The organism is Streptococcus pneumoniae, from assembly GCF_001457635.1.
In the GTDB taxonomy this organism is placed as follows: Bacteria; Bacillota; Bacilli; order Lactobacillales; family Streptococcaceae; genus Streptococcus; species Streptococcus pneumoniae.
In genome coordinates this window covers 291,389-305,291 of the sequence record NZ_LN831051.1, presented here as the reverse complement: position 1 = coordinate 305,291, position 13,903 = coordinate 291,389, and the positions used below count along the sequence as shown (strand labels likewise).

General features: G+C 40.1%; 13 protein-coding genes, 1 pseudogene and 1 riboswitch. Of the genes and pseudogenes, 4 read left to right on the top strand and 10 right to left on the bottom strand.

Annotated elements, in window-relative coordinates:
* Positions 1-136: 136 nt before the first annotated feature.
* The 3 genes from AT689_RS01555 to AT689_RS01545 form a co-directional block, all read right to left on the bottom strand.
* Complete coding sequence (locus AT689_RS01555; RefSeq protein ID WP_000075789.1) at positions 137-1,399, bottom strand: NRAMP family divalent metal transporter; 1,263 nt, start codon at positions 1,397-1,399, stop codon at positions 137-139.
* A 309-nt stretch (positions 1,400-1,708) separates the two neighbouring features.
* A complete protein-coding gene (locus AT689_RS01550) occupies positions 1,709-2,167 on the bottom strand; it encodes a DUF3021 domain-containing protein (RefSeq protein ID WP_000745054.1) in 459 nt (152 codons plus the stop codon).
* A complete protein-coding gene (locus AT689_RS01545) occupies positions 2,164-2,604 on the bottom strand; it encodes a LytTR family DNA-binding domain-containing protein (protein WP_000861968.1) in 441 nt (146 codons plus the stop codon). Before AT689_RS01545 ends, AT689_RS01550 begins: the two co-directional genes overlap by 4 nt.
* 205 nt (positions 2,605-2,809) lie before the next feature.
* Between AT689_RS01545 and mutL the strand changes: the two genes are divergently transcribed.
* Positions 2,810-4,759 carry a DNA mismatch repair endonuclease MutL gene (gene mutL, locus AT689_RS01540; protein ID WP_000018164.1) on the top strand — a complete coding sequence of 650 codons (1,950 nt, stop codon included), beginning with the start codon at positions 2,810-2,812 and terminating at the stop codon, positions 4,757-4,759.
* A 324-nt stretch (positions 4,760-5,083) separates the two neighbouring features.
* Here mutL and ribH read toward each other — a convergent pair whose 3' ends face one another.
* The 4 genes from ribH to ribD are packed head-to-tail and all read right to left on the bottom strand — an operon-like array spanning position 5,084 to position 8,497.
* On the bottom strand, positions 5,084-5,551 hold the full coding sequence (gene ribH / locus AT689_RS01535; protein ID WP_001099502.1) for a 6,7-dimethyl-8-ribityllumazine synthase: 468 nt from the start codon (positions 5,549-5,551) through the stop codon (positions 5,084-5,086).
* Positions 5,552-6,757 (bottom strand): bifunctional 3,4-dihydroxy-2-butanone-4-phosphate synthase/GTP cyclohydrolase II, encoded by a 1,206-nt coding sequence (locus AT689_RS01530; RefSeq protein ID WP_000456639.1) that lies wholly within the window; start codon positions 6,755-6,757, stop codon positions 5,552-5,554.
* Between the two features lie 19 nt (positions 6,758-6,776).
* Positions 6,777-7,412: a riboflavin synthase gene (gene ribE / locus AT689_RS01525; RefSeq protein WP_000493842.1), complete on the bottom strand. Its 636-nt coding sequence runs from the start codon at positions 7,410-7,412 to the stop codon at positions 6,777-6,779.
* Complete coding sequence (gene ribD / locus AT689_RS01520; protein ID WP_001284090.1) at positions 7,397-8,497, bottom strand: bifunctional diaminohydroxyphosphoribosylaminopyrimidine deaminase/5-amino-6-(5-phosphoribosylamino)uracil reductase RibD; 1,101 nt, start codon at positions 8,495-8,497, stop codon at positions 7,397-7,399. Before ribD ends, ribE begins: the two co-directional genes overlap by 16 nt.
* 133 nt (positions 8,498-8,630) lie before the next feature.
* Positions 8,631-8,745: riboswitch (FMN riboswitch) on the bottom strand.
* A gap of 156 nt (positions 8,746-8,901) precedes the next feature.
* On the opposite strand from ribD, the gene ruvA reads away from it, so the two are divergent.
* The 3 genes from ruvA to AT689_RS01505 are packed head-to-tail and all read left to right on the top strand — an operon-like array spanning position 8,902 to position 10,742.
* Positions 8,902-9,495: a Holliday junction branch migration protein RuvA gene (gene ruvA, locus AT689_RS01515; protein ID WP_000271493.1), complete on the top strand. Its 594-nt coding sequence runs from the start codon at positions 8,902-8,904 to the stop codon at positions 9,493-9,495.
* 9 nt (positions 9,496-9,504) lie between these two features.
* Positions 9,505-10,068 carry a DNA-3-methyladenine glycosylase I gene (locus AT689_RS01510; protein ID WP_000166586.1) on the top strand — a complete coding sequence of 188 codons (564 nt, stop codon included), beginning with the start codon at positions 9,505-9,507 and terminating at the stop codon, positions 10,066-10,068.
* Positions 10,065-10,742 carry a CPBP family intramembrane glutamic endopeptidase gene (locus AT689_RS01505; protein WP_000987416.1) on the top strand — a complete coding sequence of 226 codons (678 nt, stop codon included), beginning with the start codon at positions 10,065-10,067 and terminating at the stop codon, positions 10,740-10,742. Before AT689_RS01510 ends, AT689_RS01505 begins: the two co-directional genes overlap by 4 nt.
* Positions 10,743-10,878: 136 nt before the next feature.
* Here AT689_RS01505 and AT689_RS01500 read toward each other — a convergent pair whose 3' ends face one another.
* The 3 genes and pseudogenes from AT689_RS01500 to AT689_RS01490 all read right to left on the bottom strand — a co-directional run bounded on the left by AT689_RS01500 (position 10,879) and on the right by AT689_RS01490 (position 13,805).
* Entirely contained in the window at positions 10,879-11,910 is a 1,032-nt protein-coding gene (locus tag AT689_RS01500; protein WP_000255109.1) for a S66 family peptidase, read from the bottom strand.
* 254 nt (positions 11,911-12,164) lie between these two features.
* Complete coding sequence (locus tag AT689_RS01495) at positions 12,165-12,848, bottom strand: DUF1129 domain-containing protein (RefSeq protein WP_000078022.1); 684 nt, start codon at positions 12,846-12,848, stop codon at positions 12,165-12,167.
* 11 nt (positions 12,849-12,859) lie between these two features.
* Positions 12,860-13,805, bottom strand: a pseudogene (locus AT689_RS01490) (magnesium transporter CorA family protein).
* Between the last annotated feature and the right edge of the window lie 98 nt (positions 13,806-13,903).

Below are 13,903 nucleotides of genomic sequence, written 5' to 3'. Positions count from 1 at the left end.
AGTATAAACAGTCTTTAAGAACGTAAAAAAGCATAAGTTCAGGTCTTCAAAACCTTGTTCTTATGCTTTTTATCATAGAAATATTTGCTGAATTTTCTCTTGAAATGAAACCTTATCTTCATCTCGCGCTTGTCCCTTACCCTGCTTTTCCGATTGCGAGTGCGTAGATAAAGAAGATGGCGAAGCCAAAGAGGAAAATCAATCCCGCAATGGCAAGGTGTTTGAGCCAAGAAGGAAGATTTTTGTTTTCACGCGTTACCAAGGCGTAATTCAAAAGAGCAAAGAAAGGTGTTGTCAGGAAAGATCCAATCATGGCAAAGCGGAGCATGGTTGAAACCTGACCAGCGAAGAACTTGATAATGACGATACCGATGATAGCAGTGATGGTCATCCAGATGTTCAAAGATTTACGATTGTCCTCTTTTTGACTGATTAGCAGTCGGAGAGATTCCTGATTAACGCGAGAATAGCCATCGATAACAGTTATAACTGTTCCAAAGATACAGAGGAAGGCAATAAAGGTAATCAAGTAACGGGACCATTCGCCAAGAACAGAGGCATACATGCCCACGAATTGAGAGATGTATTTGGCTGAAGCAGCTTCAACCGCCTGCCCTGTAGGATACTGAATCAGTGCTCCCAGTGCCACAAAGAAGACGGCTAGGATAGCTGTTCCAATATAACCAGTGTTAAAGTCAAACAGAGCGTCTTCTGTGTTAAAGTTGACGGTCTTTCTCTTTTCAGCTGACCAAAGTGAATTGATAGCTGAAATTTCAATAGGAGCCGGCATCCATCCTAGGAGGGAGACGATGAAGGGCAGAGCTGCCATTTGCCAAGGTGTCTTCTCGACAAAATCAGAACTGTATTCTGGATGCTTGACCGCTGCTATGATAACTGCCAGAACAGTCGCAATGGTTAAGGCAGACATAATCCATTTGACCATGCCGTCTAAAAGTTTGTAGCCTCCAAAGAGTAGCATAGCCCAAATGATTGCAACGAGAATGAGGGACCACTGAGTAATGCTAAGTCCAATCATTGGGAAGGCACTGGCGATGATAGCTGAGCACAGAATGGCAACACCAGCCGTGTTGACCATAGCCGAAAAGACATTGAGGATAAAGAAAATCCAGAGATAGAGTTTTCCTTTTTCGGCATAACCTTCAACCAAAGTCTTTCCAGTATCAGCTGTGTATTCAGCACCAAAACGGAAAAATGGATATTTAAAGACATTGGCTAAGATGACCAAGAGAAGTAGAGACCAACCGTAAGAACCGCCAGCTTGAGTTGAGGATACAATGTGGGAACCTCCAACAGCGGCAGTTGCCATTAGGATTCCAGGTCCCATTGCTTTTAGCTTGCTTGCCCAGGTTGATTGATTTAAGGAAATAGCTTGCGACATGATAAATACTCCTTTTTGAATTTTCAGAATAATCTGTATATGTAATCTATATTCTACAAAAAATTTTGGAAAAATGCAAGAATATTTTGAAAAAAGATAGAAAATTTACAAAGAAAATCTGAAATAACTGTTATGATATAGCAGATTGAAACTAGAATAGTACACCTCTGCTTCTAAAACATTGTTAGAAATCGATTTGACTGTCCTGATCGATTTATCCTGTTCTTATTTGATTTCACTATAGTAAGGTGCAGCAGGATAAAGAAAAACCGAGAAGTTTCTTTCTCGGATTTGCTTATTATGAGGTTCCTATTTTCTATGCTCCAAGAGTTGATTGATGTGATCTACTTTTTTAGCCTCTCTTTTATAGAGAATAGCCCAGATGATGAGATAGACAATCGCAAACTCGATAATGAGCTGGAGGTAGAAAATCCAGTGGAAAGGGAACCAACCAGCAAGAGTTGCTAGTGGGACAAAGCCAGCCAGCATAAGGAAGAAATGAGTCAGAGTGGCACGAAGCATGCTCCAGTCACGGCTGAATAAGCGGTTGCCAAAGTTGAAGAGCATACCGATGGCTGCCCAGATAAGTGTGCAGTAGAGCAAGACCAGGGCACCGTGAACCTGATGCTGATCCATCACTTGGCCGATGAGAGAGTAGGGATTTAGTGGTGCGTAGGTATTTGGTGCATAAATGAGTGAAAAGAGGATGGAGAGGATGAGGCCGATAAGAACACCGGCAGCTGCATCGTGAAATACTTGTTTTTTCATAGTTCTAATTTCTCCTTGATGGTTTTTAGATAACGGCGTGAAGAGTAGGTGAAGCTTTCGTTTTTCAAGAAAATTTCTACCAGACCGTTTGGCGTGAGCTTGAGGTGAGAGATGGAATCGATATTGATGATTTCTGATTGGGAAATTTGGATAAAATTGGTTGGCAAGAGTTTAAGAACCTGATAGAGTCGCAAATCAATGCTGTAGGTCTGACTCGCGGTTTCTGCTAGAACCTTCCGATTCTCGATATAGAAGCGCTGAATCTTGCCAATCTCAACTAGATAGACCTGATCATCGATTTTCCCTTTGATTTTTTCTCTTTGGTCCAGATTTTCTGCGAACTCGATGACTTTCTGGACTTTATCTGTCGGCTGAGGTGCTTGGACAATCAGCTTTTCCTCCTCGTAAGTCTCACTAATCTGTAGTTCTACTTTCATAGTTTTCTCTCCTTTTCAGTTATACAAGGTTGTGATCACTTCCTGTATATCCTTATTAAACACTATTTTATAGCCCATGGCAAGGAACCTTGTCTATGTGGAGGGATTGGGCTCCTATGTGGTGGAGCTTTTCTGTTCTTTCTGAAATATGGTATAATAGCACTAATTAATTTCTAGGAAAATAGATACAGAAAGGGGCTGAAAGATGTCTCATATTATTGAATTGCCAGAGATGCTGGCAAACCAAATCGCAGCTGGGGAGGTCATTGAACGTCCTGCCAGTGTGGTTAAAGAGTTGGTAGAAAATGCCATTGACGCGGGCTCTAGTCAGATTATCATTGAGATTGAGGAAGCTGGTCTCAAGAAGGTTCAAATCACGGATAACGGTCATGGAATTGCCCACGATGAGGTGGAGTTGGCCCTGCGTCGCCATGCGACCAGTAAGATAAAAAATCAAGCAGATCTCTTTCGGATTCGGACGCTTGGTTTTCGTGGTGAAGCCTTGCCTTCTATTGCGTCTGTTAGTGTCTTGACTCTGTTAACGGCGGTGGATGGTGCTAGTCATGGAACCAAGTTAGTCGCGCGTGGGGGTGAAGTTGAGGAAGTCATCCCAGCGACTAGTCCTGTGGGAACCAAGGTTTGTGTGGAGGATCTCTTTTTCAACACGCCTGCCCGTCTCAAGTATATGAAGAGCCAGCAAGCGGAGTTGTCTCATATCATTGATATTGTCAACCGTCTGGGCTTGGCCCATCCTGAGATTTCTTTTAGCTTGATTAGTGATGGCAAGGAAATGACGCGGACAGCAGGGACTGGTCAATTGCGCCAAGCAATCGCAGGGATTTACGGTTTGGTCAGTGCCAAGAAGATGATTGAAATTGAGAACTCTGACCTAGATTTCGAAATTTCAGGTTTTGTGTCCTTGCCTGAGTTGACTCGGGCTAACCGCAATTATATCAGCCTCTTCATCAATGGTCGTTATATCAAGAACTTCCTGCTCAATCGTGCTATTTTGGATGGTTTCGGAAGCAAGCTTATGGTTGGACGTTTTCCACTGGCTGTCATTCACATCCATATCGACCCTTATCTAGCGGATGTCAATGTGCATCCAACTAAGCAAGAGGTGCGGATTTCCAAGGAAAAAGAACTGATGACCCTGGTTTCAGAAGCTATTGCAAATAGTCTCAAGGAACAAACCTTGATTCCAGATGCCTTGGAAAATCTTGCCAAATCGACCGTGCGCAATCGTGAGAAGGTGGATCAAACTATTCTCCCACTCAAAGAAAATACGCTCTACTATGAGAAAACTGAGCCGTCAAGACCTAGTCAAACTGAAGTAGCTGATTATCAGGTAGAATTGACTGATGAAGGGCAGGATTTGACCCTGTTTGCCAAGGAAACCTTGGACCGATTGACCAAGCCAGCAAAACTGCATTTTGCAGAGAGAAAGCCTGCTAACTACGACCAGCTAGACCATCCAGAGTTAGATCTTGCTAGCATCGATAAGGCTTATGACAAACTGGAGCGAGAAGAAGCATCCAGCTTCCCAGAGTTGGAGTTTTTCGGACAAATGCACGGGACTTATCTCTTTGCCCAAGGGCGAGATGGACTTTACATCATAGATCAGCACGCTGCTCAGGAACGGGTCAAGTACGAGGAGTACCGTGAAAGCATTGGCAATGTTGACCAGAGCCAGCAGCAACTCCTAGTGCCCTATATCTTTGAATTTCCTGCGGATGATGCCCTGCGTCTCAAGGAAAGAATGCCTCTCTTAGAGGAAGTGGGCGTCTTTCTAGCAGAGTACGGAGAAAATCAATTTATTCTACGTGAACATCCTATTTGGATGGCAGAAGAAGAGATTGAATCAGGCATCTATGAGATGTGCGACATGCTCCTTTTGACCAAGGAAGTTTCTATCAAGAAATACCGAGCAGAGTTGGCTATCATGATGTCTTGCAAGCGATCTATCAAGGCCAATCATCGTATTGATGATCATTCAGCTAGACAACTCCTCTATCAGCTTTCTCAATGTGACAATCCCTATAACTGTCCTCACGGACGTCCTGTTTTGGTGCATTTTACCAAGTCGGATATGGAAAAGATGTTCCGACGTATTCAGGAAAATCACACCAGTCTCCGTGAGTTGGGGAAATATTAAAAGTATAAAAAAGTCTGGGAAAAATTTTCAAAATCAGAAAAACGCATAAAATCAGGTGTTCAAAAACCTTGATTTTATGCGTTTTATCATGGAAATAGTTACTTCATGTTTTCCTAATTCTTTTCGAAACTCTTTTTAAACCACGTCAGTTTTATCAGTAATCTCAAAACAGTGTTTTGAGCTAATTTTGCCAGTTTTGTCTGTAACATCGAAGTTGTGTTTGACCACTCTGCGACTGGTTTCCTAGTTTGCTCTATGATTTTCACAGAGTATTAAATTGCGATTTTGCCAAGTTTCTTTATTCGTCTAAAAGTAGAGTCTGTTCTATGCGTCTAATGTACGAATTAGGTTGACCATTTCAATAGCTCCTTGTGCACACTCAGAACCCTTATTTCCTGCTTTAGTGCCAGCTCGTTCTATGGCTTGTTCAATTGTATCTGTCGTTAGCACACCAAACATAACAGGAATTTCGCTATTTAAACTGATTTGGGCGATTCCCTTAGATACCTCGCTACATACATAATCATAATGACTTGTATTCCCTCTAATGACAGCTCCCAAGCAGATAATTGCATCATATTTTTTACTTTTTGCCATTTTTGATGCAATCAGTGGTATTTCAAAAGCTCCTGGAACCCAGGCTACCTCTATATCTTTCTCGTTTACATTCTCTCTTTTGAGATTATCTAGTGCTCCAGATAATAATTTTGAAGTTATAAATTCATTAAATCTCGCTACAACAATACCTATTTTAATATTGTTTGCTACTAAATTACCTTCATAAGTGTTCATTTATTTTTCCTCCATATTTAAAATGTGACCCATTCGATTTTTCTTTGTTTCTAAATAAAAACTATCGTAAGGATTGGCTTCTATTTCGATTGATATTCTACTGGAAATGGTAATTCCATATTTTTCTAACTGTTCAACCTTGTCAGGATTATTTGTCAGTAAATGAAGTGACTGAAGTCCCAGATCTTTAAGCATTTGTGCTCCAATATGATATTCTCTTAAATCACCTTCAAAGCCTAATGCAAGATTGGCATCAAGCGTATCCATGCCTTGATCTTGTAAATGATAGGCTTTTAATTTATTGATAAGTCCAATTCCTCGTCCCTCCTGTCGCAAGTAAAGTAAGACACCCGAACCATTCTCAACAATCATTTTCATAGCTTTATCGAATTGCTGTCCACAATCGCAACGTAAAGAGCCTAAAACATCTCCTGTTAAACATTCGGAGTGGACCCGACATAATACATTGGCTTCATCCTCTATGTTTCCCATAATAAGAGCAAGATGATGTTCCCCATTTAGTTTATCTATATAGCTAATTGCTTTGAAATTACCGTATCTAGTAGGCATATTGACAGTTGAAACTCGTTCTACCAGCTGATCATATACTTTTCTATATTCTTGTAATTCTTTGATGGTAATTAGTGGAATGTTGTGTTTCTTCGAGAACTGAATTAAATCATCTGTTCTCATCATTTTGCCATCATGATTCATTATTTCACAACATAGGCCACACTCTTTTAGTCCAGCTAATTTTAATAAATCAACAGTTGCTTCTGTGTGTCCATTTCTTTCTAGAACACCACCTTTTTTTGCAATTAAAGGAAACATGTGTCCTGGCCTGCGAAAATCAGAGGGTGTTATATCTTCAGCTACACACATACGTGCGGTCAGTCCTCTTTCCTCGGCAGAAATACCTGTGGTCGTTTCTTTATAATCAATTGAAACTGTAAAAGCAGTCTTATGATTATCTGTATTGTTTTCAACCATAGGTGAAAGCATTAATTGATTAGCTAAACTTTCGCTCATAGGCATACAAATTAATCCTTTGGCATAAGTAGCCATAAAATTAACATTTTCTGTTGTAGCTGCTTGTGCAGAACAAATTAAGTCTCCTTCATTTTCTCTATCCTTGTCGTCTATAACAAGAACAAGTCGTCCCTTCTGCAATGCTTCTAATGCTTCTTGTATTTTTCGATATTCCATTGACTGATTATCCTTTCTGCTAAAATCCATTTTGATATAATAGTTCCTTAGATATTTCTGATTTTGGAGAGTTATCCATCAGTTTTTGCACATATTTACCTAAGATATCATTTTCAAGATTTACTGTACTCCCGACTTGTTTACTCTTAAGAATGGTTTGTTCCAAGGTATGAGGGATAACAGATACTGAAAAGTTTACTTTGGAGACTTTAGCGACAGTCAGACTAATGCCGTCAATTGTAATAGATCCTTTTTCAACTATTAAATCTAAAATTTCTTTTTGTGTGTTGATTTGATACCATACAGCATTATCATCTTTTTTTATTGACGAGATTTTTCCTGTACCATCAATGTGTCCTGTAACGACGTGACCCCCAAGTCGACCGTTGACAGATAAGGCTCTTTCTAGATTCACCTCACTTCCATGTTTTAATAGAGTAAGAGCTGTTCGACTCCATGTTTCATTCATTACATCAACTGTAAAGGATTGATGATTGAAATGAGTAACTGTAAGACAGATACCATTTACTGCTATACTATCGCCTAAATGGATATCCGTTAATATTTTTGAGGCTTTAATTGATAGTTTACAATTACGAGAGTCTTTCTGTATTCTTTCAACTTTTCCGATTTCTTCAATTATTCCTGTGAACATGGATAAATCACTTCACTTTCTATGAGATAGTCATTTCCTATTTGAGAAAATGCATAAGGTTTCAATCTAATAGCGTCATTTGGCAAAGAAATGCCTTCACCTCCGACAGGAAACTTGGCACTGCCTCCAAAAATTTTTGGTGCAATATATATTTTCAGCTCATCAACAATTTGTTGTTCCAAAGCACTCCAATTCATTAGACTGCCCCCTTCTAGAACTAGGCTATCAATCTGCATGTTTCCTAGATGTTGCATTAAACTCGATAAGTCTATATGATTGCCTTTTTTCTTTATGGAAAGTATTTCACAGCCATGATTTTGATATAGCTTCATTTTATTTTTGTCTTCAGAGGAAGTGGCAATGTAAGTTTTAATATCATTTGCTGTTTTTACGATTTTAGAGGTAAGAGGAGTTCGTAAATGTGTATCGCATATGATACGGATAGGATTTTTCCCTTCCTCCAATCTACATGTCAGCAAAGGATCGTCTTGAATAACAGTATTGACTCCCACCATAATTGCACTAACATGGTGTCGTAACTGATGCACATGCTTTCTTGCTTCTTCTTCAGTAATCCATTTGGATTGATTTGTTTTAGTGGCTATTTTTCCATCCATTGACATTGCATATTTCATAAAAACATAGGGTACATGCTGGGTAATATACTTTCTAAAACTTTTTATTAAGTTAAGACACTCATTTTCTAAAATTCCAACAGTAACTTGAAGATTATTTTCCTCAAGTATCTTTACTCCTTTTCCAGATACAATAGGATTACAGTCTAGGCTTCCAATGACTACTCTTGTAATACCACTATCGATTATAGCATCTATACAGGGAGGTGTTTTCCCGAAGTGACAACAGGGTTCAAGTGTTACATAAAGCGTCGCTCCGACAGGGGATTTTCTACAGTTTTTAAGAGCATTTCTCTCAGCATGTGGGCCACCAAAAAACTCATGATAACCTTGTCCGATAATGTGATTATCTTTTACAATAATTGCGCCAACCATAGGATTGGGATTGACGTAACCAGCCCCTTTTTGTGCCAGTTTTATTGCTAATTTCATATATTTTGAATCGCTCATCTCACTACCTCCAAAAAAATATACCTTGAATAGGGGACTACTCAAGGCATACAAAAGAAAACTTATGCGATTAACAAAAATGCTCTGAAATGACAAGTAATCATTTCAGAGCACGCAAAAAGCACAAATATACTTTTATCTTCTTTCATCCAGACTATACTGTCGGCTTTGGAATTTCACCAAATCATGCCTTTCGGCTCGTGGGCTATACCACCGGTAGGGAATTGCACCCTGCCCTGAAGATAGTTATTCAATTACAGATGATTATAGTACTTAATTTTGAATATGTCAACAGATAAATACAGATTGTTTTTGATATACTGTATTTGTGATAATCGATTCTCGCTCCTCGGATAAAGAAAATATGATATACTAGATAAACGAAATAAGAGAGAAGGAACACTATGTACGCATATTTAAAAGGAATCATTACCAAAATTACTGCCAAATACATTGTTCTTGAAACCAATGGTATTGGTTATATCCTGCATGTGGCCAATCCTTATGCCTATTCAGGTCAGGTTAATCAGGAGGATCAGATTTATGTGCATCAGGTTGTGCGTGAGGACGCCCATTTGCTTTATGGATTTCGCTCAGAGGATGAGAAAAAGCTCTTTCTTAGTCTGATTTCGGTCTCTGGGATTGGTCCTGTATCAGCTCTTGCTATTATCGCTGCTGATGACAATGCTGGCTTGGTTCAAGCCATTGAAACCAAGAACATCACCTACTTGACCAAGTTCCCTAAAATTGGCAAGAAAACAGCCCAGCAGATGGTGCTGGACTTGGAAGGCAAGGTAGTAGTTGCAGGAGATGACCTTCCTGCCAAGGTCGCAGTACAAGCAAGTGCTGAAAACCAAGAATTGGAAGAAGCTATGGAAGCCATGTTGGCTCTGGGCTACAAGGCAACAGAGCTCAAGAAAATCAAGAAATTCTTTGAAGGAACGACAGATACAGCTGAGAACTATATCAAGTCGGCCCTTAAAATGTTGGTCAAATAGGAGCAGAGAATGACAAAACGTTGTTCGTGGGTCAAGATGACCAACCCGCTCTACATCGCCTATCATGATGAGGAGTGGGGTCAGCCCCTCCATGATGACCAAGCATTGTTTGAGTTGTTGTGTATGGAAACCTATCAGGCAGGCCTGTCTTGGGAAACGGTACTCAACAAACGCCAAGCTTTCCGAGAAGCCTTTCATAGCTATCAAATTCACTCAGTCGCAGAGATGACTGACACTGAATTGGAAGCCATGCTGGAGAATCCAGCTATCATTCGAAATAGAGCCAAGATTTTTGCTACACGCGCTAACGCCCAAGCCTTTCTACAGTTACAGGCAGAGTACGGCTCTTTTGATGCCTATCTTTGGTCTTTTGTTGAGGGGAAAACTGTCGTTAACGATGTTCCTGATTATCGCCAAGCCCCAGCTAAAACACCCTTATCTGAGAAATTAGCCAAAGATCTCAAAAAACGAGGCTTCAAGTTCACAGGCCCAGTCGCCGTATTGTCTTTTCTACAGGCTGCAGGGCTAGTTGATGACCACGAGAATGATTGTGAGTGGAAAGGTCTTAAATGATGTCTAACAAAAATAAGGGAATTCTGATTTTTGCGATTCTCTATACAATCCTCTTTGTGTTTGATGGCGTTAAATTGCTGGCTTCTTTAATGCCATCTGTCATTGCAAATTATCTTGTTTATGTAGTTTTAGCTTTATATGGCTCCTTCTTGTTCAAGGATAGATTGATCCAACAATGGAAGGAGATTAGAAAGACTAAAAGAAAATTCTTCTTTGGCGTCTTAACAGGATGGCTCTTTCTCATTCTGATGACTGTTGTCTTTGAATTTGTATCAGAGATGTTGAAGCAGTTTGTGGGATTAGATGGACAAGGTCTAAATCAGTCTAATATTCAAAGTACCTTTCAAGAACAACCACTACTGATAGCTGTTTTTGCTTGTGTCATTGGACCTCTGGTAGAAGAATTATTTTTCCGTCAGGTCTTATTGCATTACTTGCAGGAACGGTTGCCAGGTTTACTAAGCATTATTCTGGTAGGACTTGTTTTTGCTCTGACTCATATGCACAGTTTGGCTCTATCAGAGTGGATTGGTGCAGTTGGTTACTTAGGTGGAGGCCTTGCCTTTTCTATTATTTATGTGAAAGAAAAAGAGAATATCTACTATCCCCTACTTGTTCACATGTTAAGCAACAGCCTCTCCTTAATCATTTTAGCTATCAGTATAGTAAAATGAAATGAGAACAGGACAAATCGATTTCTAACAATGTTTTAGAAGTAGAGGTGTACTATTCTAGTTTCAATATACTGTAATATGTGATGAAAATGCCAGTAATGATACCGAGAAAAAAGCTGAGAAACTTTTCCCAGCTTTATTTGTTATAGTCAAAGAGAATGACTTGTTCCTGTGCATCTACATGAGCATGGACCCCAAAGGGTACAATTGCTCTTGGAGTTGCGTGGCCGACATTCAGATTATAGACAATCGGGATATTGCTGTCAATGATATCCAATAGTGCCTCTTTATAGTCGTCATGGAAAGTTTCATCCATAGGTTTTCCGACCAAGAGTCCATTGATGACCGCGAATATGCCAGTGTCCTTTAAAGTTAGCAACATCTTTTTGAAGTCTTCTGGCTTAGGCTTTTCTTCGCTTGTTTCGAGCAAGAGGATTTTCCCTTCCCAGTCTGACAAGTCAGGGAAAAGTTTGTATTTTTGGCAGAGCTCCGTGCTATCTGCGTATCGAGAGTTGTCAAAGATATCGTAGAGGGATTCGAGGCAACCACCGAGGATTTTCCCCTCGAACTGGGCACTTCCTTGCAACAAGTCAAAACCTGTATTTGTATGACTGACACGAGGTGTTCCCAGGGCCGTGGGACTAAAATCAGTTCGTTCCTCATACCAAATGTCACTAGGGCGGATTTCTGAAATTCTTCCCGTCTCAATCAATTCTTTAAAGTAGTGAAGGCTATAGGCTAGCATTTCTTTGTCTAATTCACAAATGTCTGCTAAAAAGGATTGACCATAAAAAGTCTTGATTCCTAATTTATGCAACATGAGGTGGTTCATGGTTGTATCCGAGAAGCCAAGAAAAATTTTTTGTTTGATAACCTTTTGGAGTTGGTCATTTTCAAAAAGATAAGGTAGCAAGCGATAGGTATCGTCTCCACCGATGGCACATAGGATCATGTCGATGCTATCATCAGAAAAGGCATGAATCAAATCCTCTGCACGAGCTTCAGGATGGTCCTTGATAAAGTCTAATCCTTTTAACGAATGGGGCAAAAAGATGGGATTGAGTCTCAGATCCTTGAGACGTTGGATACCCAAGTCCACTTCGTGTTTGACAAAATCCTCTCCGATAATGCCACTAGATAAACTAACAATACCAATAGTAGAAACCATATCTCATCCTCCTAGAAATAGATTGAGCCTATTTTATCACAAAATATAAGAGAAAGCTATGTGGGATTTCAGAAGAATACTTTTAATACTCTTCGAAAATCTCTTCAAACCACGTCAGTTTTATTTGCAACCTCAAAGCTGTGCTTTGAGCAACCTGCAGCTAGCTTCCTAGTTTGCTCTTTGATTTTCATTGAATATAACTCAAAAAAGTAAGTGAAAAAGCAACCGCACCTGCAGTTGCTTTTATCGTTTTCTTATTCTTGATAGCGTGTTGGTCCTGCACTTGCACTACGGATATTCAAGCGTTTCTTGAGATAGAAGCGAAGGGCTAGGAGGGCTGCTCCAATAATAGCTAGTGGCAATGGATCCAGTACTGGGTTAAGGCTAGCTGGTAGGAAGCTTGTTGCAAAGAAGACAAGCAACCAAAGGAACATAGAAGCTAGGATAACTAGTACAGATTTCCAGAAAGGTGGACGTTGACTGCGATCCATATCTGGTCCATAGTATTGGTAAACAAAGTAGTACATCAAGTAGAAGGCAAATCCACCAACCAGTCCAACTAATAGAAGAGTAATCAATCCATAGCCGAAAGCTTGGTCTGCCGCAAAGAAGGTTGTGAGGGCGCTGACAAGGGCAAAGAGGCTAGTGATGAAAAGAGCTGAGTCCATAATCATCAGTTTTGGGTCATCATTTTCTTTTGGATGCTCTTTTTCGTACTGCTCTTTGACAGTGAAGCTATGAGCCCAATGAGTTGGTGCGCCGTATAGGGAACGGGCAGTTGTACCTTTAGATTGCTCCTCAAGGATTTGGGGAATGACTTCCTCAAAAATAGTCTGGATTTCAGCGTCTGTTTTCCCATCTTTGATGAATTGTTGGGTAGCAATGTGGACAAACTCTTGGTTTTTCTTAGTTAATTTTTGTAGATCAATTTGAGACATAGGAACTCCTCTTAGAACCATTTTTTATGGATGAGATAGAGAGTGAGCGAGACACTCATAGCAAAGGCGATAAAGACGATTAACCAGAAGGCATTTGGCTCTCCGTTTAGGGGGATTTCATTATCCTTAAAGTTCATCCCGTAGGCAGAAAAGACCATGGTTGGGATGGACATGACGATGGTCACAAGGGCCAAGGTTTTCATGATGTTGTTCTGGTTGTTAGAAATGATAGAGGCAAAGGTCTCTGTCATAGAATGCAAGACGTTTCCATAAATATCTGCCATCTCGATGGCCTGTTGGGTTTCAATCAGGGTGTCTTCAAGCAGGTCTTCGTCCTCAAGGTATTTCTTGATATTGCTGGTTGAACTGGTCAATTTCTTAATCACGCGCTCATTTGTTTTGAGGGAGGCCTTGAAATAGACGATAGTTTTTTCCAATTCCATGAGCTCAATCAATTCTTCATTACGAGTTGATTGATGCAGTTGACTTTCGATTTGTTCACTCTTGCGGTCGATTGAACGAAGGGCTGTTAGGTAAAGCTCTGCATTGCGATAAAGAATTTGAAAGATAAAACGTGAACGCATGAAGGTATAGAAATTACGCAATCGACGGTTGATAAAGACATCAAGGACAGGTAGTGGTTCCAAACACGTAGTGATAATGGTTTCCTCAGTGATGATAATACCAAGCGGAATGGTTACGTAGTAGGTGCGGTTATTTCTTTCACTCCGTGACCGGCACGTCTACGATAATCAGGGTATACTCGTCTTCAATGGTAATACGAGACATTTCTTCCGCATCGAGCGGTGCTCGAAGGTCGGCAATATCAATATCGAAGGTGTTGGCGATTTCGAGTGATTCATTTTGAGTCGGATTGACGAGATTGATCCAAGTACCCGGTTCAAGCGTATCGATCTCTTTAAATTCAGTTGTTGTAGAGAGAAAAACTTGTTTCATATCCCTTATCCTTTCTCATTTTTCAGATTTTTTCACACTGTACTATTATACTACAAAATCGGCCTTTTGGGTAATAGAATCTCACTTTTTTTGGTATA

Bases quoted from the DNA above. Each gene is read 5' to 3' on its own strand.
- AT689_RS01555 (WP_000075789.1), bottom strand. From the start codon at position 1,399: ATGTCGCAAGCTATTTCCTTAAATCAATCAACCTGGGCAAGCAAGCTA.
- AT689_RS01550 (WP_000745054.1), bottom strand. From the start codon at position 2,167: ATGAAAAAACAAGTATTTCACGATGCAGCTGCCGGTGTTCTTATCGGC.
- AT689_RS01545 (WP_000861968.1), bottom strand. From the start codon at position 2,604: ATGAAAGTAGAACTACAGATTAGTGAGACTTACGAGGAGGAAAAGCTG.
- mutL (WP_000018164.1), top strand. From the start codon at position 2,810: ATGTCTCATATTATTGAATTGCCAGAGATGCTGGCAAACCAAATCGCA.
- ribH (WP_001099502.1), bottom strand. From the start codon at position 5,551: ATGAACACTTATGAAGGTAATTTAGTAGCAAACAATATTAAAATAGGT.
- AT689_RS01530 (WP_000456639.1), bottom strand. From the start codon at position 6,757: ATGGAATATCGAAAAATACAAGAAGCATTAGAAGCATTGCAGAAGGGA.
- ribE (WP_000493842.1), bottom strand. From the start codon at position 7,412: ATGTTCACAGGAATAATTGAAGAAATCGGAAAAGTTGAAAGAATACAG.
- ribD (WP_001284090.1), bottom strand. From the start codon at position 8,497: ATGAGCGATTCAAAATATATGAAATTAGCAATAAAACTGGCACAAAAA.
- ruvA (WP_000271493.1), top strand. From the start codon at position 8,902: ATGTACGCATATTTAAAAGGAATCATTACCAAAATTACTGCCAAATAC.
- AT689_RS01510 (WP_000166586.1), top strand. From the start codon at position 9,505: ATGACAAAACGTTGTTCGTGGGTCAAGATGACCAACCCGCTCTACATC.
- AT689_RS01505 (WP_000987416.1), top strand. From the start codon at position 10,065: ATGATGTCTAACAAAAATAAGGGAATTCTGATTTTTGCGATTCTCTAT.
- AT689_RS01500 (WP_000255109.1), bottom strand. From the start codon at position 11,910: ATGGTTTCTACTATTGGTATTGTTAGTTTATCTAGTGGCATTATCGGA.
- AT689_RS01495 (WP_000078022.1), bottom strand. From the start codon at position 12,848: ATGTCTCAAATTGATCTACAAAAATTAACTAAGAAAAACCAAGAGTTT.